Source organism: Rhizobium sp. 21-4511-3d (assembly GCF_053522545.1).
This window is the reverse complement of sequence record NZ_JBNWCF010000016.1, coordinates 111,895-132,088: the sequence shown is the minus strand read 5'-3', so window position 1 is coordinate 132,088 and position 20,194 is coordinate 111,895. Positions and strand designations below refer to the sequence as shown.

At 62.2% G+C, this 20,194-nt stretch carries 20 protein-coding genes; 11 read left to right on the top strand and 9 right to left on the bottom strand.

Annotated elements, in window-relative coordinates; translation table 11 throughout:
• Nucleotides 1–14: 14 nt before the first annotated feature.
• Nucleotides 15–827: a class I SAM-dependent methyltransferase gene (locus tag ACQZ5H_RS27750; protein WP_449099600.1), complete on the bottom strand. Its 813-nt coding sequence runs from the start codon at nt 825–827 to the stop codon at nt 15–17.
• A 130-nt stretch (nt 828–957) separates the two neighbouring features.
• Here ACQZ5H_RS27750 and ACQZ5H_RS27745 point away from each other — a divergent pair, with 130 nt between their 5' ends.
• Both ACQZ5H_RS27745 and ACQZ5H_RS27740 read left to right on the top strand, forming a co-directional pair.
• Entirely contained in the window at nt 958–1,086 is a 129-nt protein-coding gene (locus tag ACQZ5H_RS27745; RefSeq protein WP_354541113.1) for a hypothetical protein, read from the top strand.
• A gap of 469 nt (nt 1,087–1,555) precedes the next feature.
• Nucleotides 1,556–3,622: an autotransporter domain-containing protein gene (locus ACQZ5H_RS27740; protein WP_449099588.1), complete on the top strand. Its 2,067-nt coding sequence runs from the start codon at nt 1,556–1,558 to the stop codon at nt 3,620–3,622.
• A gap of 80 nt (nt 3,623–3,702) precedes the next feature.
• On the opposite strand, the gene ACQZ5H_RS27735 is transcribed toward ACQZ5H_RS27740, so the two are convergent.
• Nucleotides 3,703–4,338, bottom strand: a complete 636-nt coding sequence (locus ACQZ5H_RS27735) for a TetR/AcrR family transcriptional regulator (RefSeq protein ID WP_449099587.1) — start codon at nt 4,336–4,338, stop codon at nt 3,703–3,705.
• A 96-nt stretch (nt 4,339–4,434) separates the two neighbouring features.
• Between ACQZ5H_RS27735 and dctP the strand changes: the two genes are divergently transcribed.
• Nucleotides 4,435–5,514: a TRAP transporter substrate-binding protein DctP gene (gene dctP / locus ACQZ5H_RS27730; protein WP_449099586.1), complete on the top strand. Its 1,080-nt coding sequence runs from the start codon at nt 4,435–4,437 to the stop codon at nt 5,512–5,514.
• A 36-nt stretch (nt 5,515–5,550) separates the two neighbouring features.
• On the opposite strand, the gene ACQZ5H_RS27725 is transcribed toward dctP, so the two are convergent.
• A complete protein-coding gene (locus ACQZ5H_RS27725; RefSeq protein WP_449099585.1) occupies nt 5,551–6,411 on the bottom strand; it encodes an aldo/keto reductase family oxidoreductase in 861 nt (286 codons plus the stop codon).
• Between the two features lie 282 nt (nt 6,412–6,693).
• Between ACQZ5H_RS27725 and ACQZ5H_RS27720 the strand changes: the two genes are divergently transcribed.
• Nucleotides 6,694–8,547: an ABC transporter ATP-binding protein gene (locus ACQZ5H_RS27720; RefSeq protein WP_449099584.1), complete on the top strand. Its 1,854-nt coding sequence runs from the start codon at nt 6,694–6,696 to the stop codon at nt 8,545–8,547.
• A gap of 129 nt (nt 8,548–8,676) precedes the next feature.
• On the top strand, nt 8,677–9,168 hold the full coding sequence (locus tag ACQZ5H_RS27715) for a histidine kinase (RefSeq protein WP_112715031.1): 492 nt from the start codon (nt 8,677–8,679) through the stop codon (nt 9,166–9,168).
• 111 nt (nt 9,169–9,279) lie between these two features.
• Here ACQZ5H_RS27715 and ACQZ5H_RS27710 read toward each other — a convergent pair whose 3' ends face one another.
• Together ACQZ5H_RS27710 and ACQZ5H_RS27705 are read right to left on the bottom strand one after the other, a co-directional pair.
• Nucleotides 9,280–9,984: a hypothetical protein gene (locus ACQZ5H_RS27710; RefSeq protein ID WP_449099583.1), complete on the bottom strand. Its 705-nt coding sequence runs from the start codon at nt 9,982–9,984 to the stop codon at nt 9,280–9,282.
• Between the two features lie 181 nt (nt 9,985–10,165).
• Nucleotides 10,166–11,074, bottom strand: coding sequence for an AraC family transcriptional regulator (locus ACQZ5H_RS27705; protein ID WP_449099582.1), 909 nt, complete (start codon nt 11,072–11,074; stop codon nt 10,166–10,168).
• Between the two features lie 153 nt (nt 11,075–11,227).
• Between ACQZ5H_RS27705 and ACQZ5H_RS27700 the strand changes: the two genes are divergently transcribed.
• Nucleotides 11,228–12,007 carry an SDR family NAD(P)-dependent oxidoreductase gene (locus ACQZ5H_RS27700; RefSeq protein ID WP_449099581.1) on the top strand — a complete coding sequence of 260 codons (780 nt, stop codon included), beginning with the start codon at nt 11,228–11,230 and terminating at the stop codon, nt 12,005–12,007.
• A gap of 20 nt (nt 12,008–12,027) precedes the next feature.
• Here the strand turns inward: ACQZ5H_RS27700 and ACQZ5H_RS27695 are convergent, their stop codons facing one another.
• Both ACQZ5H_RS27695 and ACQZ5H_RS27690 read right to left on the bottom strand, forming a co-directional pair.
• Complete coding sequence (locus ACQZ5H_RS27695) at nt 12,028–12,672, bottom strand: ThuA domain-containing protein (RefSeq protein ID WP_449099580.1); 645 nt, start codon at nt 12,670–12,672, stop codon at nt 12,028–12,030.
• 61 nt (nt 12,673–12,733) lie between these two features.
• Nucleotides 12,734–13,423: a helix-turn-helix transcriptional regulator gene (locus ACQZ5H_RS27690; RefSeq protein WP_112715039.1), complete on the bottom strand. Its 690-nt coding sequence runs from the start codon at nt 13,421–13,423 to the stop codon at nt 12,734–12,736.
• 130 nt (nt 13,424–13,553) lie between these two features.
• On the opposite strand from ACQZ5H_RS27690, the gene ACQZ5H_RS27685 reads away from it, so the two are divergent.
• The 4 genes from ACQZ5H_RS27685 (at nt 13,554) to ACQZ5H_RS27670 (ending at nt 16,771) form a co-directional block, all read left to right on the top strand.
• Nucleotides 13,554–14,213: a LysE family translocator gene (locus tag ACQZ5H_RS27685; protein ID WP_449099579.1), complete on the top strand. Its 660-nt coding sequence runs from the start codon at nt 13,554–13,556 to the stop codon at nt 14,211–14,213.
• Between the two features lie 146 nt (nt 14,214–14,359).
• Complete coding sequence (locus ACQZ5H_RS27680) at nt 14,360–15,070, top strand: DNA helicase (protein WP_449099578.1); 711 nt, start codon at nt 14,360–14,362, stop codon at nt 15,068–15,070.
• A gap of 233 nt (nt 15,071–15,303) precedes the next feature.
• Nucleotides 15,304–15,744, top strand: coding sequence for a c-type cytochrome (locus ACQZ5H_RS27675; RefSeq protein WP_112715045.1), 441 nt, complete (start codon nt 15,304–15,306; stop codon nt 15,742–15,744).
• A gap of 112 nt (nt 15,745–15,856) precedes the next feature.
• A complete protein-coding gene (locus ACQZ5H_RS27670; protein ID WP_449099577.1) occupies nt 15,857–16,771 on the top strand; it encodes a c-type cytochrome in 915 nt (304 codons plus the stop codon).
• Nucleotides 16,772–16,827: 56 nt separating this feature from the next.
• Here ACQZ5H_RS27670 and uxuA read toward each other — a convergent pair whose 3' ends face one another.
• Both uxuA and ACQZ5H_RS27660 read right to left on the bottom strand, forming a co-directional pair.
• Entirely contained in the window at nt 16,828–18,015 is a 1,188-nt protein-coding gene (gene uxuA, locus ACQZ5H_RS27665; RefSeq protein WP_449099576.1) for a mannonate dehydratase, read from the bottom strand.
• A gap of 51 nt (nt 18,016–18,066) precedes the next feature.
• The gene (locus tag ACQZ5H_RS27660) at nt 18,067–18,789 is read right to left on the bottom strand and encodes a GntR family transcriptional regulator (RefSeq protein ID WP_449099575.1); all 723 of its coding nucleotides are present in this window, start codon (nt 18,787–18,789) and stop codon (nt 18,067–18,069) included.
• A 210-nt stretch (nt 18,790–18,999) separates the two neighbouring features.
• Here ACQZ5H_RS27660 and ACQZ5H_RS27655 point away from each other — a divergent pair, with 210 nt between their 5' ends.
• The gene (locus ACQZ5H_RS27655; RefSeq protein WP_449099574.1) at nt 19,000–20,175 is read left to right on the top strand and encodes an extracellular solute-binding protein; all 1,176 of its coding nucleotides are present in this window, start codon (nt 19,000–19,002) and stop codon (nt 20,173–20,175) included.
• Nucleotides 20,176–20,194 lie beyond the last annotated feature (19 nt).

The following is a 20,194-nucleotide window of genomic DNA, read 5'->3' as shown; positions in this document are numbered from 1 at the left end:
CTTAACGGACGACGTTACGCCGCCGCCAAAATCACATGCGCCTGGATCTTCGCGGCCACCGAGCTGTCGCCATGCTTCCGCGCGAGCTCCAGCGCCACGTAATCGGTCACCGCCTGAAGCTCGCCCGGCTTTCTCGCCTCGATCTCGGTTCGCAGCAGCGTGCCCTGGCAATAGGCGAGCGCGACGATGCGCACCGAGGCGGCGTGGCTTTCCTCGGCTCGCGTCTCGATCGCGATGGAAGAGAAGCCGGCGGCTTCGAGGTCGCGGCGGATCAGCGCCTTGTCGTGATAGCCGTGCGGCGTGCGGGCCAGAAAACGCGGCGGGTCGTCCGGGAAGATATCGGCGAGCTCCTCGGTGACGTCATTGGCGAAGACGTTTTCCTCGATCCGGTCCCAGACGCTGAAGAGGAAATGGCCGCCGGGTTTCAGCACCCGCCTTGCCTCGCGATAGGCGGCCGGCCGGTCGGGGAAGAACATCGCCCCGAACTGGCAGCAGACGAGATCGAAGCTCGCATCCTCGAAGGGCAGCGCCAACGCATCCGCCTGGCGCCATTCGACAGGGTTGCCGCCGTCTTGCCGCGAGGCGGCATGGTCCAGCATCGGCTGGTTGAGATCTGTCGCGACATAGCGTGCCCCGACCGCCAGTCGCAGTGCCAGGGCGCGTGTCACGACCCCGGTCCCCGCTGCCGTCTCCAGCACGGCCAGCGGCGACAGCGCCGCCGCCCGCGCCGCCAGATCCGCGGCGAAGGGCGCAAAGATCAGCGGCACCATATGGCGGTCGTAATTTTCGGGAATCGAGCCCGCAAACACCTCGTCGCCTTCCCGCATCGCCATGCCCTCCATCGGCTGATGGGCCCAGATTAGCACGCGCGGCGATTTTGCGTCAGGAGAGGGTTCACGCTCTTGCTATTTTCGTCGAATGGGATGCTAGCTAGGCCTTCAACCGGAGGAGACGATCATGGCTAAGGGGCAGGTTCGCAGCAACAAGGAGGCACGCAAGCCGAAGAAGGACAAGGCGGCGCCAAAGGCTGCCCCCACTCTTGGCTCGCAGGTGAAATCGAGCGAAAGCGACACCAAGAAGAAGTAGACCGGCAACAGCCTCGCCATATGCGGCGGGGCGCAGGCTGGATGGAATGAGAGCAAACGGCGCCCGGAGAACCGGCGCCGTTTTTTATTGCCGGGGCGGGGATGATTCGCCGCCGCTCAGCCCATTGAAAAACCTGGCAAGATTGTGCCTTGATGCCATCGGGCCGGACCTTTTTTGGCATTTGGTGAGAGGTTTTGACCTCGGTCCTGTGCCGCTTTGAAACTAATCAAGCTCTTGAGCACGTTCTTGCCGAGGCTGCGGCGGCGCAGATTGCGGCGAATATTAGCGCAGAAATTGCGCTAATACAGCAACCTTTTGTGTAATTCATACTGAATTGCAACCATGTTGACATGCCCTTTTCGCCTTGCTCGAAAGCAGCCTGGCCGCCCGTTTGCGTGTGGCCGCAAGTTGGGGATGCGTAGTTAATTTCCTTTTTAAGCTATTGAAAAAGCAGGGTGAGCTTTTGACAATGATCAAGAAAATTAAAGATCGGACGGGCGCCGGATTTGGGCGGCGTCTTCTGGAAACCTCGGCGCTGACGCTGGTTTTCTCGGCGGGACTGCTTGCAGCTGGCATGGGTGTCGCGCGTGCAGGTGAAGCGGGAAATAGTGAGTTGTGGGACCCTATTCCCGGATCTGACGGGATTGCCAGCTCAGGGATCAGTGGCAACGGCAAGGTTATCGTTGGCACCATAGATGAAGAGCGCGCCTTCTACTGGAGCACCGTCGACCGCGAATGGATCGCCCTTCATGCGCTTCCCATCTATTCGTTGATGGCTACGAGCAGCTCCGTGAGCAGCTTGACGGAAGCTTTGGCGGTCAACGAAGATGGTTCGGTCATCGTCGGTACTTCACAAAGCTGGGATGGTATGCATGCCGTGAGCTGGACGAATGGCGTGATCAAGGACCTTGGCGGGCTGGATGATGCGACAGGATCCTACGCGACTGGCGTCAGTGGAGATGGTTCGGTCGTTGTCGGCTATTCGAACTTCAGCAGCACGGTCAACTCTGCAAGCCGCCAGGCTTTCCGCTGGAAGAATAACCAGATCCAAGGTCTCGACGGGCTGAACGGCGACGGATTCTCGCAGGCATTCGGCGTCAGCAGTGATGGAAAGGTCATCGTCGGCGTCGCGGCCGATGGCGCAAATGCCGGTATAAGCCGTGCAGTCCGCTGGACCAACGACGGTCAGGATATCGAGGATCTCGGCCACCTTGAGGGCGGGCAGTGGTCAAGCGCAAAGGCCGCCAGTGAGGACGGCTCCGTCATTATTGGCAACGCTGGCGTTGGCAATGCCAATCATGCTTTCCGCTGGACGGCCAGTGGGATGAAAGACATCAACGGGTTGGACAGCGATTATTCGGTCGCCAATGCCGTCAGCAGCGATGGATCGGTCGTGGTCGGTCAAGTGGGTCTTCTCAACGCCTCCCATGCATTCCGCTGGACGGAAGCCTTTGGCATGGAGACCGTCGAGGACTGGCTGAGCCGGCAAGGTGAGGACATCGGCGACGACGTGACGAAGACTGCAACCGGCATCTCCGCCGACGGCACCGTCATAGTCGGTGACTTGGATAATGGAGGCGTCTTTATCGCTCGCGCCACCTCCGGCATCATCGACGTCGACCAGTACAATACCACTATCGCCGCCAAGCCCTCGGCACAGGTCGGTCTCGGCTATGCCAATACGGTTCTCCAGGGCGCCCATGGCGAGCCTATGCGCGACCTGCTTGGCCTCGGCCAACGCTCTGTCGCCTTCACAGCCGACATCGGCTACGACGACAGCCGCGTTTCGAACGGCGGCGTCGGCATCGGCGACGTCACCTTCGGCTACGGTCTTGCCGAAGGCGTCACCGCCCGCTTCGCTGGCGGTGGTCTCTATACCAAGCAGGACATCGAGACCGGCGGCGACTTCCATCAGGCGGCCTTCTACATGGCGCCCGAAGCCACCATCGCGCTCGGCAGCAGCAACGTCTATGCCACGATCGGCGGCTACTACTCGACCGGCCGGATGAACGTTCACCGCGGCTATATGAACGGCGCCGCCATGGATTACTCGCATGGCGAAACCGACGTTGACACCTACGGCGCCAAGATCCGCTTCGACTGGCTGAACGCTGCGACGATCGCCGGCACCAAGCTGACGCCCTATGCCAGCTTGACCTATGCGCACTCGCATATGGACGGCTACACGGAAGAGGGCGGCTCGTTCCCATCGGCCTTCGATTCCGTCAACGACCACTCGACCGTTGCCCGTATCGGCGTCGACTTCCTCCACGAGCTGACGGACACTGTTCGCCTGACGGCGCGTACTGAAGTCGATTACCGCTTCGAGAAGAACACCGCTGGCATCAGCGGCGAAATCGTCGGCCTCTCGGCCTTCGATTTCGCGGGTGAAGACGTCAAGCAGCTCTGGCTGCGCGGTGCCGTCGGTACCGAGTTCGACGTCGCAGGCGGCACCGCCTCGCTCGGTCTCAACGTCACGACCGAGGGCGACGACCCGAACGTCTGGCTGCGCTCCGGCTGGAACGTCAAGTTCTGATTGTCACCAGTCTGGCGAGTATCCAGACTGCAAGATCAAAGGACCCGCCGGTCATGCCGGCGGGTCTTTTCGTTTGGGCCTTACCCTTCCGCCGCCGCCCGCAGATAGGCTGCAGCCAGCAGTCGCGCCTCGTCGCGCAACCTCTCCAGAACCTCGGGACCCGCCACCAGACCGGCGAAGCTGCCGCGCGAGAGGCCGGCGAGGGCTGAGAGGAGGGTGAAGGATGCGCGGGCGGGGTTGCGGAAGGAGGCGTCGGCCGCGTTGGGGAGTGCGCGCGTGACTGCCGCTTCCAGCCTTTTGAAGACGTCAGTCGAGAGGCGGAACTGGTCGATGGCGCCGGCGACGCGGTAGAGTGCGGTCGTTGCTTCAGGGCGGGCGGTCTTCACCGAGACATAGGCGTCGGCGATCGCGTGGGCGATGGTAGTGAGCGGTTGCCGGTCGCGGGTCAGCGGAATGGCCTCGAGCGCTGCGGCGATCTCTTCGAAGTGGCGGCTGAGGATGGCAAACAGCAGAGCCTGCTTGTTGGGAAAGTACTGATAAAGCGTGCCGACCGAGACCCCGGCGCGGTCCGCCACCCGGGTCGTCGTGAATTTCGCCAGTCCATCCGCCAGCAAAACCTGAATCGCGGCTTCGTGAACGGCTTCGACGGTCGCGCCCGAGCGCGCCTGGATCGGGCTTTTGCGGGGTTTCAGGCTCTGCGGAACGGGGTCATTCAAATGCGAATACCGAACTGAAGGATTGTTCAGGTATATTTTTGAGCAGCATCCCGGTCAAGCAAGGGACGGCGAGGTATCGATATGAGAGGTGAGACGATGAGCGAGGCAGACAGCATGACCGCAAATACCGGCATAAGCCGCAGGCTCTTTCTCGCTTCCGCCGCCGGAGCCGCCGCCTGCGCGGCGCTGCCGTCAGAGGCGGCCGCCCAGCCGCGCGTCCTCAAGTTCAGCGATCACGAACCGCTTGGCGGCATGCGCACGCGCTTTCTGCGCGATGTCGTGTTTCCGGCGATCGAGCGGGAATCTCGTGGACGCCTGAAGATCGAGGATCACTGGAATGGCGAGATCGCTGCCGCCTATGACGCGCTCAGCGCGGTCAGCAAGTCCGGCGCCGATATGGCGACCGTCGTACCGGAATATACCGCCAAGGAATTGCCGCTGCACCAGATCTTCAAGAGCTTTCCCGTGGGTCCGGCCGGTGGCCGGCAGGTCGATTTCTTCAGCCGTGTCTATGACGAGGTTCCGGCCTTTGCGGCGGAGCTGGAGCACAACAACATCGTGCCCGTCTTCTTCGGGACTGGCTATCCAGTCGCTTTCTTCAGCACGGCGCCGATGGCCGGTCTTGATGGTCTGAAGGGCGGTAAATGGCGCTCGGCGAGCTTCTGGCATCTCGATTTCCTGCGCAATGCCGGTGCGACGCCGGTCACCATGCATTGGGGGCCGGAGATCTACGAGGCAATGAAGCAGAAGACGCTCGATGGCCTGATGGTCAATGTCGATAGCGGCTTCATGCTTGGGGTTCACGAGGCGGCACCGCATGTTCTGGTGTCCGATGACCTGTGGCTCGGTCACGTCTATTTGCTGGCGATCAACAAGACCGTCTGGGATAGCCTCACGGCGGAGGACCGGGATGCTATCCGCCGCGCGGCTCGCAGCTCCTACCCGACGCTCGGTGCCGCAATGGCGTCAAGCCTGGAGGCGCAACTCGATGACCTCCGCAAGGCAGGTGCGACCGTGCGCATTCTTGAGCCCGGCGAAGTCCCCCGCTGGAGCGACGCTACGCGATATCGGGAAGTCCAGTCCGCCTGGGCCAAGGACCAGATGAGCAAGGGTGTCGCCGGGGCTGGTCCTGCACTGGACGCTGTTACGGCCATCATGACCGACCTGATGGGCTAATGGAAAATGCCCGGGGCGAGCCCGGGCATCTTGCTTTCAGATTGCCTCGAGCGCGGTCAGCGCCTCCGGGGGCAGGGCAATATCCGCTACCGCGAGATTTTCGCGCAGATGCGCCCGCGACGATGTGCCGGGGATCAGCAGGATATTCGGCGCTCTCTGCAACAGCCAGGCGAGCGCCACCTGCAGCGGCGTGGCGCCAAGGCGCGCGGCGACGTCGGAAAGCGTTGTCGACTGCAGCGGCGAGAAGCCGCCGAGCGGGAAGAACGGCACATAGGCCGTGCCGGCCGCCGCCAGCGCATCGACCAGCGTATCATCGCCGCGATGGGCAAGGTTGTACTGGTTCTGGACGCAGACGATCTCGGTGATCTTGCGCCCATCAGCCACCTGCTTTGCGGTGACGTTGGAGAGGCCGATATGCTTGATCAGCCCCTGGCGCTGCAGGTCGGCGAGCACGGTCAGCGGCTCCTCCAGCGATCCCTCGGCCGGTCCGTGCACATCGAACATGGCGCGCAGGTTGACCACCTCGATCGCATCGAGGCCGAGATTGCGCAGATTGTCATGCACGGCCTGGGTCAGCTCCTCCTTCGAGAAGGCCGGGTTCCACGAGGCATCCGGCCCGCGCCTGGCGCCGATCTTGGTGACGATCACCAGATCGTCTCTGTAGGGATGCAGCGCTTCCTTGATGATCTGATTGGTGACGTGCGGCCCGTAAAAGTCGCTGGTGTCGATATGGTTGACGCCGCTTTCGACGGCTTCACGCAGAACGGCGACTGCCTCGGCGCGGTCCTTCGGCGGGCCGAAGACACCCTTGCCTGCGAGCTGCATGGCGCCGTAGCCGAGCCGGTTCACCGTGCGGCTACCGAACGTAAATGTTCCTGCTTTTGCGAGATTGGACATGGTCTGCCTCCGTTTCGGGATAGACGAGAAATAGGCCGGTTTGGTTCCCGGCATAAGCGGCGACAATCCGCACGGGCCGTACGAAAAACCGGACAATCGCATCGGCCACGGTGCCGGAGAGTCTGAGGAGACAATCAAAAGCTGTCTTCAGGTGCGGCTTTCAGGCCATATCGCCCTCTCCGCCGTGTATTTTCTAATTGAGATTGCAGCCGACCGATGCTCCTATGCGCCCCCGCGTAACTGAGTTTCTCGTCCTATCTCGATCCCTCACACGAGCGAGCCATGTCGATTTCAGATACGATCTACCGTCCCTTCGAGCGCCTTATAAGGCCGCTCGACATTCCCTACAGGCCGCTGCCCGCCAAGGGACCGGTGACGGTTCTGCTGCATTTCATCGCAATGTTCCGCGGTGTGCTGTTTTCGCTGGCCGCCGCCTCGATGGCAATGGAGGCGATCAATCTGTCGGTCGTCTGGGGGCTGTCCGTCATCGTCGATGGCGTCACGCAGAAGGGGGCCGTGGCCTTTCTGGAAGACGAGTGGCTGCTCTTGACCTTCCTCGGCCTGCTGATCTTTCCGGCGATGCCGGTCGCCTCGTTCCTGGTCAATACTTTCACGTCGCACACACTCGGCATCGGCATGCCCGCTGCCATACAGTGGCAGGGGCACAAGGCGGTGGAGCGGCAGGATCTGGCCTTCTTTCACGATCTCTATGCCGGGCAGGTGGCGTCGCGCCTGTCGCAGGTCGCCTCCGCCGTGCAGCAGCAGATCATCGCCGCCTTCCAGACCGTCCCGCGCTTTCTGCTGCAGCTGGCCGGTTCCGTCATTCTCCTGTTGACGCTCTCCTGGCAGATGGCGCTGCCCGTCGTCATCTGGATCGCGCTCAACGTGCTGCTCGCCATCCGCATGGCGCCGGTCTTTGCCGAGCGCTCGCGCCGCTCCGCCAAGCAACGCAGCATCGTCGCCGGCGCCATCACCGATCTCTACACCAACATGCAGATGATCAAGCAGTTTGCCGCCGAAGACAGCGAGGCGGGCGCCATCCGCCGCATCATCGGCAAGTCGGTGCGCATCCAGCACGAGGAACAGCGGATCTACCGCACCTCGGAGCTGATCGTCGTCGCGCTCAACATGGCGCTCTGGCTGACGGTGTTGGCGATCGGCTTTTCCGGTCTCGTCAGGGGCTTCATCAGCATCGGCCAGTTTGCCGCCGCCGTCTATATCCTGCAGCGGCTCTCCGGCCACACCTACACCTTCCTGCAGATGGGCGAGCAGATCTTCCGGGCGGTCGGCACGATCAAGGATGCCATGCCCGTCATGACGACGCCGCCTGATATCATCGACCGGCCGGATGCCGGGGAGCTGAAGGTCGGGCGCGGCGAAATCCGTATCGAGAATGTCAGCTTCGCCTACAAATCGGGACCTTCAGTGATCGATGGGCTCTCGCTGACGGTTCGGCCCGGGGAGAAGCTTGGTCTTGTCGGTCTGTCGGGCGCCGGCAAGACGACGCTCGCAAACCTGCTGCTGCGCTTCTACGATATTCCCGATGGCCGCATCCTGATCGACGGTCAGGATATCCGCGCGGTGACGCAGATGAGTCTGCGCCGCAATATCGGCGTCATCGCCCAGGATGTCGCGCTGCTGCACCGCTCGGTCGGCGACAATATCCGCTATGGCCGCCCGGAGGCAGAGCAGGCCGAGATCGAGGAAGCGGCGCGTATGGCCAAGGCCGATGCCTTTATCGCCGACCTTGCCGATAGCGACGGCCGCAAGGGCTATGAGGCCTTTGTCGGCGACCGCGGCATCAGGCTGTCCGGGGGACAGCGCCAGCGCGTCGCGATCGCCCGCGTGCTCCTGAAGAATGCGCCGATCCTTGTGCTCGACGAGGCGACCTCGGCACTCGACAGCGAATCCGAGGCGGCGATCCAGGAGCGGCTCAATCTGGTGATGCAGGGCAAGACGGTGATCGCCATTGCCCACCGCCTCTCGACCATTGCCAGCATGGACCGGATCGTGGTGCTCGATCAGGGCCGGATCGTCGAGGAGGGGGCGCCTGTCGAGCTCGCCGAACGCGACGGTCTCTTCGCCCGCCTCTGGCGCCGCCAGACCGGCGGTTTCATTCCGGAGGACCTGGATTGAGAGGTGCCGCTGGACCATTTTTGGGCAGATGGCGCGAAACCGGCATCGCGATGCGAAACATCCTGATTTCCATTAACTGAGCTGCGCTATGGCTTGTTGCCCCCCAACTCCCATAGAGGACACCATACTATGAAATTCTTGCTTGCAGGCGCCGTCATCGCCGCGCTGCTGCCCGGTATCGCTCAGGCCAAGACGCTGCAATTCCCGGGCGACGCGCCGATCGCCGAAATCGCCATTCCCGACAGCTGGAACCCTGAGGAAACCGATACCGGTATCCAGGCGACCTCTGAAGATTCCGCCATCTATCTCTCGATCGATGTTGCCGACGAGAAGACGACCGACAAGGTCATCGACGACGCCATCGCCTTCCTCCAGAAGAACGGCGTGAAGATCGACGGCTCGACGCAGAAGAAGTCTGACGAGCAGATCAACGGCATGGACATGACCAATTTCGACTGGACCGGCAAGGACGACGACGGCGACGTCAATGTCGGCCTCTCGCTGCTCTCGCCGAAGGCCGGCAAGCTGCTGGTCATCACCTATTGGGGCTCGCAGGGCACGCAGGAAGCCCACGGCGCTGAGCTGCAGGGCATCATTTCCTCGCTGAAGGCGGCAGAATAAGCGGAACGGGCGGGTGCTTCGGCAAAGAAGCATCCGCCCGCCTATAGATTGCTGGATAGCCTTGAAACAGCATGGCGCGCACAAGCCCTGCGAACGCTGACATAAGATGAGTTACATCTGATAGATCGCGAAGTCGGCGCAGTGTCCAAGAGTATTGCTCATAAACGCGACGGCATTTTTCACCAGCGGATCGCCGTTGCGAATTATATCTGTCTCTCTCTGCCACCCCCAAATGGAGAGGATTGGCGGAAAAGTCGGCCGGCCGAAATGAACCTTGTGATGATATCTGATCAGAGTGCGTTTCTCTGCTTCGACGAGAAACAGCGCGAACGGGCCATTTCTGCCCTGCGGCCTGTAGTCAGGCGTGGGCAGCGGGCTATCCGGCGAGAGATCTAAAAGGAGATATCGAGCCGGAATTATCCGGCTGCGCTGGAGTTTTTCCGGGTAGGCCTCGATGGGCAGAGCTGTCGTGCTGCAGCTTAGGCTGTGAAAGTCCTGCGCCGTTACGTAATACGGTGTTTTGACCAACATTGTTTCCGGAAGGGCAGGCGGTAGCGCTTGCCTTGCCAGGGCATTGACATCAGCCTGATAGGCTTTCTCTGCCCTCTCCGTTGCGATGCCCGCTTGATACCAGATAAGGATCGGGATGCCGGCATAGACAGAAAAGAGTAGCGCTAGGGCCAGTGGATGCCACGCCCGTACGCAATAAGCTGCTATCGGAGCAAATACGCAGAAGAGCACAGTCGGCAAATAAGCAAAGAATCCGGCGATCAATAGAAATGCGATTACGAAGGCAGCGAAAATCAGTCCGCTCATTGGTTACCCGTACCTATCGTTCGCCACGCTCTTCCGGTTGGAACTGTGCAACGTAAATCGGAATAGAAATCTTTATATCCTGAGTTGCAATTTAGCCAATTTCAATTTCATTGTCGCGACCATTTTCAATGGGCCGATAAGATTAGGTCGTCGGACTTGAGAGAGGCCGCACACTTTACCTTTAGGCAACCGCCTGAAACGGCATCGCCTTGATCTCCGTCACATCGCGCTTCGGCGGCGTGCCGAAGGTGCGGGAATATTCGCGGCTGAACTGGGAGGCGCTCTCATAGCCCACTTCATAGGCCGCCGTCGCAACGCTGGCGCCATCCGCCACCATCAGCCGCCGTGCCTCGAGCAGCCGCAGGTTCTTCTGATATTGCAGCGGCGTCATCGCCGTCATGTCCTTGAAATGCTGGTGGAAGGAAGAGGGGCTCATGCGGGCTGCCGCCGCCAGCTGCTCGATGCGCATGGGCACGGTGAAATTGTCGCGCAGCAGGTTGATCGCATCGGTCATCCGCCGCGCATGGCTGCCGGGCAGCGCCAGCTTGCAGACTTCGCGGCCGTTCGGCCCGGTCAACAGCCAGTAACAGATCTCGCGCATGATCGCGGGATAGAGAACCGGGATTGCCTTCGGCGTCTCCGTCAGCTTCACCAGCCGCAGCACGCAATCGGCCAGCACCCCGTCGAAATCCTGCACGAAGACGCCAGCCGCCCCTTCGCCTGCCGGGCGCGGCGGTTCTTCCATCGCTTCCATCACCTCACGCAGGATCGCCACATCGAAATCGATGTTGAGGCCGATATAGGGCGCCTCCTTGCTGGCCTCGGTGATCTGGCCGAGAGCCGGCACCTCGAAGGTGACGACCAGCGACTGCATCTCGCGATAGCCGAACACCCGGTCACCGACCATGATCTGCTTGGCGCCCTGCACGACGATACAGATCGTCGGCCGGTAGATCATGTGGCGGGGCATGACCGGCTGGCTGAGGCGTGAGACCGACAGCGCCTTCACGGGTGTCTCGAAACGCCCTTCGGCATCGCCGGCGAGCCTGTCGATATAGTCGAGGATGGCGTGTCTCAATGGTGTCAGCATGGTCTGGAACTCCTTGCCCCAAGCTATGCGCCGCTGTGCGCCATCCCGCAAGGAGGCTGGAGGAATAGGCAAGAAATTCGAGAGTTCCGGCATCAACAAGAGGCGGCCTCGGGCCTATCGTCTAGGCATCCACTCCAACAAGGGAATGCCAGGATGTCCAGTGAAAACCAAGTGAATTCAAAGCATAAGATCGCCATCGTCACCGGCGGCAGCCGCGGCATCGGCCGCAACACGGTCGAGGCGCTGGCAAGCCGCGGCGTCGACGTGATCTTCACCTACCGCGCAAATCAAGCAGAAGCCGAAGCCGCCGTTGCTGCCATCGAGGCGCATGGCGCAAAGGCCGTCGCCATCCGGCTCGATACCGGTCGTATCGCCGATTTCGACGCCTTCGTCGGCAAGGTGAAAGAGGCGCTGCATGCGCTCAACGCCGATCGCTTCGACTACCTCGTCAACAATGCCGGCAACAGCTACCACGCGCCGATATCAGAGACGACGGAAGAGGCCTTCGACGAGCTCGTCAATGTCCACTTCAAGGGCGTCTATTTCCTGACGCAGAAGCTGCTGCCTCTGATCAACGACGGCGGCCGCATCATCAACATCTCCAGCGGTCTTGCCCGCTTCACCGTTCCCGGCATTTCCGCCTATGCCTCGGTGAAGGGCGCGATCGAGGTCTTCACCCGCTATCTGGCCAAGGAGCTCGGCCCGCGCGGCATCACCGCCAACACGGTGGCGCCTGGCGCCGTCCAGACCGATTTCAGCGGCGGCATCGTGCGCGACAACCCCGTCTACAACAAGATGGTCTCCGACCAGACGGCGCTCGGCCGGCCGGGCCTCGCCGAAGATCTCGGCCCGATGATCGCCTCGCTGCTCTCCGCCGAAAACCGCTGGGTCAACGGCCAGCGCATCGAAGTCTCCGGCGGCGCCAATCTCTGAAATGGAAGGCGCGCGGCAGCTCAGCCGCGCGCCGCCCACAAGAGGCCGCGGCGCAGGATCTCGCGCATATGCGGATGCTCGTATTCGGCCGCGACATGGCCGAGTGCGGAATAGAAAACCCGGCCGCTGCCGAAATGCCGCTTGAAGACGACGGGCATCACGACATTGCGCGCCGCCTCGTCATATTCGCCGGAAAAGGTCGTCGTTGCCAGCACGTCGACGGTCGGGTCGTAATGCAGGTAATATTGCTCCGATCGATAGTCGAAATCCGGAATGTCGCAGACGAGGGGATCACTCTGTCTGGTGATATTGACGCGGAAATCGATGATATTGCCGGGATGCGAGACCCAGGTGACGCCGGAGACATAGCGGAAGGGTGCGCTTTCCTTGAAGGAGGTTGCTAGCGCCCCATGCGGGCCGCCGAGCCCCAGCCCGCCGCGCACCGCCTCGACCAGTGCATCGGCATGTGCCTTTTCCAGCTTCTCGCCGGTGATGATCGGCACCAGCAGGTCGGCTCTGACGATGTCAGGCGAGCCGAAAATGCCGAGATCGCCGGTCACTTCGGTCGAAAAACCCTCCCGGCGCAGCATGTCGCCAATAATTGCGGCGCATTCCTCCGGCTCGTGGCCCTTCCATCCGCCCCAGACGACGATTGCCTTGCGCATTCCTCACTCCCATGCTGATTCCTCGGGGATAACCGCAACATAGGGCGAAGATCGCCCGATGTCAGGCCGGAGGATTGGCCCAGCCGCTCATCCAGTCGGCGCGCAGCCTGTCGCCATCGCCGCGGAAGAAGGCGTCGCCAGCCTCGCAATGGGCGATGCGGTCGCTGCGGAAATTGCGGATCGCCTGGCGCAGCTCGCACCAGCCGACCAGATTGGCATAGTGCGAATAGTAGATCAGCGCGATCGGCCGGATGACGCGTTCGGTGGCGCGGCCGAGTTCGTCGCGATAGTCGAGCACCAGTTTCTGCTCGTCGCGGATCGCCCGGCGCGCCAGGCCGAGATCGAAGCTTGCGGGTGGCGGCGCCACCGTGCCCCAGGCGTAGAGCGCCTTGCTTTCCATCGCCTGGCGCAGCGGTGCCGGAACCGCGCCCGCGATCTTCTGGTTCACCCGCCGTGCCGCCTGCTTCAGCTCCTCGTCGCCGGTCCGCTCGAGCAGCGCCAGCGACAGCACGATCGCCTCTGTCTCCTCGATCGAAAACATCAGCGGCGGCAGGTCGAAGCCGGGCCGCATGATATAGCCGATGCCGCGCCCGCCCTCGATCGGCACGCGCATCGCCTGCAGCGCGGCGATATCGCGGTAGATCGAGCGCACCGTCACTTCCAGACGGTCGGCCATAGCCTGCGCCGTCATCGGCTTCTTCGAAAGCCGCAGGATCTGGATGATCTCGAAAAGCCGCGATGCCTTGCGCATTTTTGCCCGCCCGTTGAAACGCTCCTGACAATACACTGTCAGTTGCCCACGCGTATAGCACCTGCCTATCGGATTGAAATCACAGGCGGAGAACAGGAATGCGCCGCCTGACATCGAATGGGCAACTGACATGACATACAGCGAAAACCTCTGGCTCTACTTCACCCTTCTTTTCGGCATCATCATCGTTCCCGGCATGGATATGCTCTTCGTTCTCGCCAATGCGCTGACCGGCGGCAGGGGCCGCGGCATGGCGGCGACGGCGGGCATCATGGCGGGCGGGGCGGTGCATTCGCTCTATGGTGCGATCGGCGTCGGCATTCTCGCCAGCCTGCTGCCGTCGCTCTTTGCGCCGCTGCTCTTCATCGGCGCCGCCTATATGGTCTGGATCGGCTTCACGCTGATCCGCTCTTCGATCCGGGTGGAAACCGTCGGCGACGGCGCCGTGCGCACCGACTGGCGCGCCTTCCGCCAGGGCGTCATCACCTGCCTGATCAATCCCAAGGCCTATCTCTTCATGCTGGCGGTCTATCCGCAATTCCTGAAGCCCGTTTATGGCCCGATCTGGATGCAGGGCGTCATCATGGGCGCGATGACACTCGCCACCCAGTTCGCCATCTACGGCGCCGTCGCCTTCACCGCCGACCGCAGCCGCACGCTGCTGATCGCCAACCCCGCCGCGACGATCCTGATCGGCCGGGTGGCCGGTGCGCTGCTGATCGTCGTTGCTGTTCTGACGGCCTGGCATGGATGGCAGACGGAAGTGTCATTCTCGGCGGGCGGCAATTGAGCTATCATCTGATTCTGGCGCCGCCTGTGCCTCCCCCCCTCCATCGGGAAAGTATCGATCATGCAGGGCAATTGACCATCGAACCAACTGTTCGGGCATGACGCATAAGGAGGGAATGCAGTATTTGCTCGCATCAGGAGGTTTCGATGAAACTGTCTGCACCTGTCTATCGCCTGAAACGCAAGGCAAGATTGCTTGCCCGCGAGGAAAAAATCCCCCTTCATGAAGCGCTTGACCGGATCGCCGCCGGTGAAGGCTTCGGCGGCTGGAGCCTGCTCTCCGCCCGGATGACCGAGGTCCTGCCCGGCAGCGCGCTTTTCGCCCGTCTTGACCCCGGCGATCTCGTGCTGCTCGGGGCCCGCTCGGGCCACGGCAAGACGCTGATGAGCCTGGAACTCGCCGTCGAGGCGATGAAATCCGGCAATCGCAGTGCCTTGTTCACGCTCGAATATACCGGCCGGGATGTGCTCGATCGGTTCGCCGCGATCGGCGCGGATTTCGAGCGCTTCCGGGACCTGTTCGAGTTCGATACGTCCGACGCGATCAGCGCCGATTATATCGCGGCCCGCCTTGCATCCGCGCCGCGCGGCACGCTCGCCGTGATCGATTATCTGCAGATCCTCGACCAGAAGCGCGACAATCCTGATCTGATGACCCAGGTCCGCGCCCTGAAAGCTTTCGCGCGGGAAAGGGGCATCGTCATCGTCTTCATCTCGCAGATCGACCGATCCTACGATCCGGCGCTGAAGCCTTGCCCGGATATCGGCGACGTCAGGCTGCCGAACCCGCTGGACCTTGGCCTGTTCGACAAGACCTGCTTTCTGAATGCTGGGGCGATCGAGTTCCGGGCGGCATAAGGAAACTTTGCGCCAGTGGCCCCCTCACCCTGCCCTCTCCCCAGCGGGGAGAGGGCAGGGTGAGGGGGCTGCGGGCACGAACCTCGCCTGTTCTCGCTAGCACCCTACCAATTTGAAATCCCTGTCATATCACCCACTTGTTACTTCGCGGGCCGCATAAATTTGCCATCATGCGGCCGCGAATAAGAGGCGCCGGGATTCTAAGCCCTCGGTATCCAAGAGGAGTCGACACTATGAAGTTCAAAGCGATAGCGGCAGCTGTCATGGTTGCCGGAATGGCGGCCACGGCGGTCTTCGCACAGGACGGCACGCATGAAGCGCGTGAAGCCATGATGAAGAAGATCGGCGGTTCGGTCGGAGCCATGACGGCGATCGCCAAGGGCGAGAAGCCCTACGATGCCGAGGCCGTCAAGGCCGCGCTCACCACCATTTCGGAAACCGCCAAGGCCTTCCCGGACCAGTTCAAGCCGGGTACCGAGCAGGGCGACAAGGAAGCCAGCCCGAAGATCTGGGAAAACATGGCGGACTTCAAGGCGCGGGCAGACAAGTTGAGCGCTGACGCAGACACCATTCTTGCCCAGCTTCCGGCAGATCAGGCCGGTGTCGGCGGCGCGCTGAAGACGCTCGGCGCCAATTGCGGCGGCTGTCATCAGGCCTACCGCATCAAGGAATAGCGGTAGGTCTTCCCCATCCTTAAGGCTTTCGGTCCGCCCCTGCCTTGCCGCGGGTGCGGACCGGTTTATGTTCAGCCGGGATATCCGGTAAAAAACATGGGGGTAGCGGCCGATGGTCCGCAGGTTCATCCGCTTTGTGCTCTGTCTGATCGGCGTCGTCATCATCGGCGGCGCGGCCTTCTATTTCATTACCGCGCCCAATCCGCTGCCCGAAAGCCACTGGGCCGATCTCGGCGCGCCCGATGTGAAGAACGGCGAGATGGTGTTCTGGGCGGGCGGCTGCGTCAGCTGTCATGCGGCGCCTGGTTCGCAGGGCGATGCGAAGTTGACGCTCTCCGGCGGTCTGGCGCTGAAGAGCCCCTTCGGCACCTTCCATGTCCCGAATATCTCGCCCGACGAGACGGCCGGCATCGGCACCTGGACGCTGGCGCAATTCGGCAATGCCATGAAGCGCGGCGTCGGCCCGCAGGGCCAGCATCTCTACCCGTCCTTCCCCTACGGCTCCTATGCGCGCCTCAGCGACAAGGACGTCAACGACCTCTTCGGCTATATCAAGACGCTGCCGAAGAGTACCAATGTCGCCCCGCCGCACGAACTGCCGTTCCCGTATAATATCCGCCTGGCGCTCGGCGGCTGGAAATTCCTCTATTTCAACGACCAGCCGCGCGTCGTGCTCGCCAATGCAGACGACAAGCTGAAGCGCGGCCAGTATCTGGTCGAAGGTCCGGGCCATTGCGGCGAATGTCACACGCCGCGCGATGCGCTGGGTGGCTTCAAGCTCGACATGTGGCTTGCAGGCGCGCCGAACCCGGAAGGCGAAGGCCGCATCCCCAACATCACTCCTGGGGGCCAGGACGTCGGCAACTGGAGCGAAGCCGATATCGCCAACTACCTCGAAACCGGCTTCACCCCGGATTTCGACTCGGCCGGCGGCTCGATGACCGAAGTCCAGCAAAACATCGCCCACCTGCCGAAGAGCGATATCGAGGCAATCGCGGCCTATCTGAAGGCGGTGCCGAAACGGTGATGCTTCTTTAATTATCAAATAAGAAAGGCGGCATCCGGGATGCCGCCTTTTCTAGTTTACGACGGGATTGAGCCGAGGGCGTAGAGAATGCCCCTGAGCTCTGCGAGACCGCGCATGCGGCCGATTGCCGGATAGCCCGGCGTGACGGTCTTGGTCAGGTCGTCGAGCATGCGGTGGCCGTGGTCGGAGCGGAAGACGATCTGGTCGCTGGCGCTGCGCTTGTTGTCCTCGGCGACCAGTTCCTTGAGCACGGCGACCATGTCGACATCGCCCTCGAGATGGGCGCTCTCGTGGAAGGAGCGGCCGTCGCCTTCGCGCTTGGTGGCCCGCAGATGCGCGAAATAGATGCGGGAGGCGAAACGGCGGGCAATTTCAGGCATGTCGTTTTCGGCGCGCACGCCGAGGCTGCCGGTGCAGTAGCACATGCCGTTTGCGGGTGAGGGCACGGCGTCGAAGAGGGCGGCGTAGTCCTCGGCGCTTGAGGCGATGCGCGGGAGGCCGAAGAGCGAGCGCGGCGGATCATCGGGATGCAGCGTCAGCTTGACGCCGCGCGCCTCGGCGGCCGGGGTGACGGCCTGCAGGAACTCGATCAGGTGCTGGCGCAGCTTCGCCGCATCAATGCCGGCATAGGCAGAGAGGACCTCGCGGAAGCCGGGGATCGTCAGCGGCTCGGTGGTCGATCCAGGCAGGGCCGAGGTGATGATGCGGGTGATCTCGGCGACTTCCTCTTCGCTCATCTCGTCAAAGACCTCGCGAGCGCGCCTCTGGTCTTCTTCCGAATAATCGTTGCCGGCGCTCTGGCGCTGCAGCACGAAGAGATCGAAGGCGGCGAAACGCTCGTGATCGAAGCGCATGGCGGTCGCGCCCGTTGGGGTGATGTAGTCGAGCTCGGTGCGCGTCCAGTCGACGACGGGCATGAAATTGTAGCAGATGATCGGGATATCGCAGGCTGCGACCGCTTCCATGCTGGCGATCCAGGCTTCGATCTCGGCCTTCGCCTTGCCGCCCTTGCGCTTGACCGCATCGGGGATCGGAATGCTTTCGACAACCGACCAGACGAGCGGCGAGCGCCCTGCGGGCGTCGTCTCGATCATCGATTTGCGCTCGGCGACTTCCTTTTCGGTCCAGGCTCGGCCGATCGGCACCTGATGCAGCGAGGAGACAATGTTCGTCGCGCCGGTCTGGCGCACCTCGTCCAGTGTCACCGGGGCTTCGGGCCCAAACCATCTCCATCCTTGCCGCATCGGTTTCCTCCTCGTCTGTCTTCTGTTTCTTGTTTCGTTGCCCTGCCGGGATCAGCAGAAATAATCTGGATAGCGGGTGCGCAGCTCCGCCACGTCGGGGATGACGGCGCTGAGGTGATGCAGCATCGCCTCGCGGGCGGCCTCCACGTCATGACCGGCAATTGCGTCACGGATGACGACATGCTCGCGCACCACATTATCCATGCGCCCGAGCGCAGGCAGCGTGAGGCGGCGGGCGCGGTCGATCTGCACCTTCACCGTCTTCAGGATCGTCCAGATGCCGGGGTAACCGGCAATCCGGGTGATCGCTTCATGGAAAGCTTCGTCTTCCTCGTGGAAACCGGAGGTGTCGCCGAGCGAAGCCAGCGATTTCTGCCGGCTGATGATCATGTCGAGCCGCTGGATATCGGCCGGTGTCGCGCCTCGGGTTGCAGCTTCGACTGTCGTCGTCTCCAGCGCCTTGCGAACGACAACGGCTTCGGGAATGGCGGAAACCGGAACACGGGAAACGACGGTCGCCGATTGCGGATAGATATCGACGAGGCCGCCTTCGGCGAGCCGCAGCAGGGCTTCTCGCACCGGGGTGCGGCTGACGCCGAATTCCTCGGCGATCTTCTTCTCCTGCAGCGGCATTCCCGGCGGCATGCGCAGCGAGACGATATCCGCATAGAGCTGGTTGAAAATGGCATCGGCAGTCGTCACGCGGCGCAGCTTCGCCGGTCTTTCCGTCATAGGCGGAAAGTCGATCGCTTCGGAACCGGATGCCTGCCGCATGCTATTTCCTGCACGTTGACTCTGTTGTGCATACTAGTATATCAATCCTCATCCATTGCCAAGGCTTGCCGAAGTGGAGCGGTCGCTTTGCAAGGCTTTCAACCGCTTTTCGGCGGTTGAGCCGGCGCTTTGATCTCGCCTGGCAGATCACGGGAGAGCAGGTTGTCTGAGCTCGTCCTCAGGCGCCGCACAAGAGGAGGAGAGACCATCATGAACATCACACGCAGAACATTCGTCAGCACTGCTGCGGGCGTCGCGGTTGCCGGCGTGCTGCCGAACCGTCTGTTTGCGCAGGCAAAAAAGCCGGCAAGCCCGGTGACCATCACCATCGCCGATGTCGCCGGTAACCTGGCGCTCACCCAGGGCATGTTCGAAGCCTATGCCGCCGAGAAGGCCGATTGGGTATCGAGCTTCGCCTTCACCAAGGCACCGGCACCGGAATTGCCGGGCAAGATCAAGGCGCAGCAGGCCGCAGGCAAGGTTGATATCGATCTGGTGCTGACCGGTACCGACGCGCTGTCGGCCGGTGTCGACCAGGGCCTCTGGATCGATCTCGGCGCCCACAAATCCGAATTGCCGAACCTCGAAAGCATCCTGCAGCCGCAGGCCTTCAAGATGCAGGGCCTCGCCAAGGATCAGGGCGTCGTCGTCACCTATTATCCGTCCGGCCCGCTGATCGAATATATGCCCGACAAGGTCGCGACCCCGCCGAAGACGGCGCAGGAACTGCTCGACTGGACCAAGCAGAACAAGAACAAGTTCCTCTATGCCCGCCCGGCCAATTCCGGCCCCGGCCGCACGCTGTTGATGGGTCTTCCCTATTTGCTCGGCGACAGCGATCCGCGCGATCCGGCAAAGGGCTGGTCGAAGACCTGGGAATATCTGGCCGCCCTCGGCGAGAACATCGAATATTACCCGACCGGCACTGCCGTCGTGTTCAAGGAACTCGGCGAAGGCACGCGCGACATCGTCGCGACGACCACCGGCTGGGATATCAACCCGCGTGCGCTCGGCATCGTTCCGGCCGAAGCCAAGGTGCAGAAGCTCGATGGCTTCCACTGGGTCACCGATGCTCACTACGCCGTCATTCCGAAGGGCGTTTCCGACGAGAAGGTCGCGGTGCTGATGGATGTCCTGAATTACATCCTGCAGCCGAAGCAGCAGGCGATCGCCTATGACGCCGGCTATTTCTATCCGGGTCCGGCCGTCAAGGACGTGACAATCGACATGGCGCCGCAGGAAAGTCAGGACGTGATCAAGGAATTCGGCCGTCCTGAATATGCCGACTGGATCGCCAACAACCCGCTGGAAACGCCGCTCGAGCCGAAGCAGCTCGTCGAAGCCTTCCGCATCTGGGACGAAAAGATCGGCGCCAAGAAGGGCTGATCTCAAAAACGGCGCCGGC

Excerpts from the sequence above, each read along its gene's own strand:
- ACQZ5H_RS27680 (WP_449099578.1), top strand. The coding sequence starts at position 14,360 with ATGAAACTGTCTGCACCTGTCTATCGCCTGAAACGCAAGGCAAGATTG.
- ACQZ5H_RS27705 (WP_449099582.1), bottom strand. The coding sequence starts at position 11,074 with ATGCTGACACCATTGAGACACGCCATCCTCGACTATATCGACAGGCTC.
- ACQZ5H_RS27700 (WP_449099581.1), top strand. The coding sequence starts at position 11,228 with ATGTCCAGTGAAAACCAAGTGAATTCAAAGCATAAGATCGCCATCGTC.
- ACQZ5H_RS27685 (WP_449099579.1), top strand. The coding sequence starts at position 13,554 with ATGACATACAGCGAAAACCTCTGGCTCTACTTCACCCTTCTTTTCGGC.
- ACQZ5H_RS27740 (WP_449099588.1), top strand. The coding sequence starts at position 1,556 with ATGATCAAGAAAATTAAAGATCGGACGGGCGCCGGATTTGGGCGGCGT.
- ACQZ5H_RS27690 (WP_112715039.1), bottom strand. The coding sequence starts at position 13,423 with ATGCGCAAGGCATCGCGGCTTTTCGAGATCATCCAGATCCTGCGGCTT.
- dctP (WP_449099586.1), top strand. The coding sequence starts at position 4,435 with ATGAGCGAGGCAGACAGCATGACCGCAAATACCGGCATAAGCCGCAGG.
- ACQZ5H_RS27715 (WP_112715031.1), top strand. The coding sequence starts at position 8,677 with ATGAAATTCTTGCTTGCAGGCGCCGTCATCGCCGCGCTGCTGCCCGGT.
- ACQZ5H_RS27745 (WP_354541113.1), top strand. The coding sequence starts at position 958 with ATGGCTAAGGGGCAGGTTCGCAGCAACAAGGAGGCACGCAAGCCGAAG.
- ACQZ5H_RS27695 (WP_449099580.1), bottom strand. The coding sequence starts at position 12,672 with ATGCGCAAGGCAATCGTCGTCTGGGGCGGATGGAAGGGCCACGAGCCG.
- ACQZ5H_RS27725 (WP_449099585.1), bottom strand. The coding sequence starts at position 6,411 with ATGTCCAATCTCGCAAAAGCAGGAACATTTACGTTCGGTAGCCGCACG.
- ACQZ5H_RS27720 (WP_449099584.1), top strand. The coding sequence starts at position 6,694 with ATGTCGATTTCAGATACGATCTACCGTCCCTTCGAGCGCCTTATAAGG.
- ACQZ5H_RS27660 (WP_449099575.1), bottom strand. The coding sequence starts at position 18,789 with ATGCGGCAGGCATCCGGTTCCGAAGCGATCGACTTTCCGCCTATGACG.
- ACQZ5H_RS27655 (WP_449099574.1), top strand. The coding sequence starts at position 19,000 with ATGAACATCACACGCAGAACATTCGTCAGCACTGCTGCGGGCGTCGCG.
- ACQZ5H_RS27670 (WP_449099577.1), top strand. The coding sequence starts at position 15,857 with ATGGTCCGCAGGTTCATCCGCTTTGTGCTCTGTCTGATCGGCGTCGTC.
- uxuA (WP_449099576.1), bottom strand. The coding sequence starts at position 18,015 with ATGCGGCAAGGATGGAGATGGTTTGGGCCCGAAGCCCCGGTGACACTG.
- ACQZ5H_RS27675 (WP_112715045.1), top strand. The coding sequence starts at position 15,304 with ATGAAGTTCAAAGCGATAGCGGCAGCTGTCATGGTTGCCGGAATGGCG.
- ACQZ5H_RS27750 (WP_449099600.1), bottom strand. The coding sequence starts at position 827 with ATGCGGGAAGGCGACGAGGTGTTTGCGGGCTCGATTCCCGAAAATTAC.
- ACQZ5H_RS27710 (WP_449099583.1), bottom strand. The coding sequence starts at position 9,984 with ATGAGCGGACTGATTTTCGCTGCCTTCGTAATCGCATTTCTATTGATC.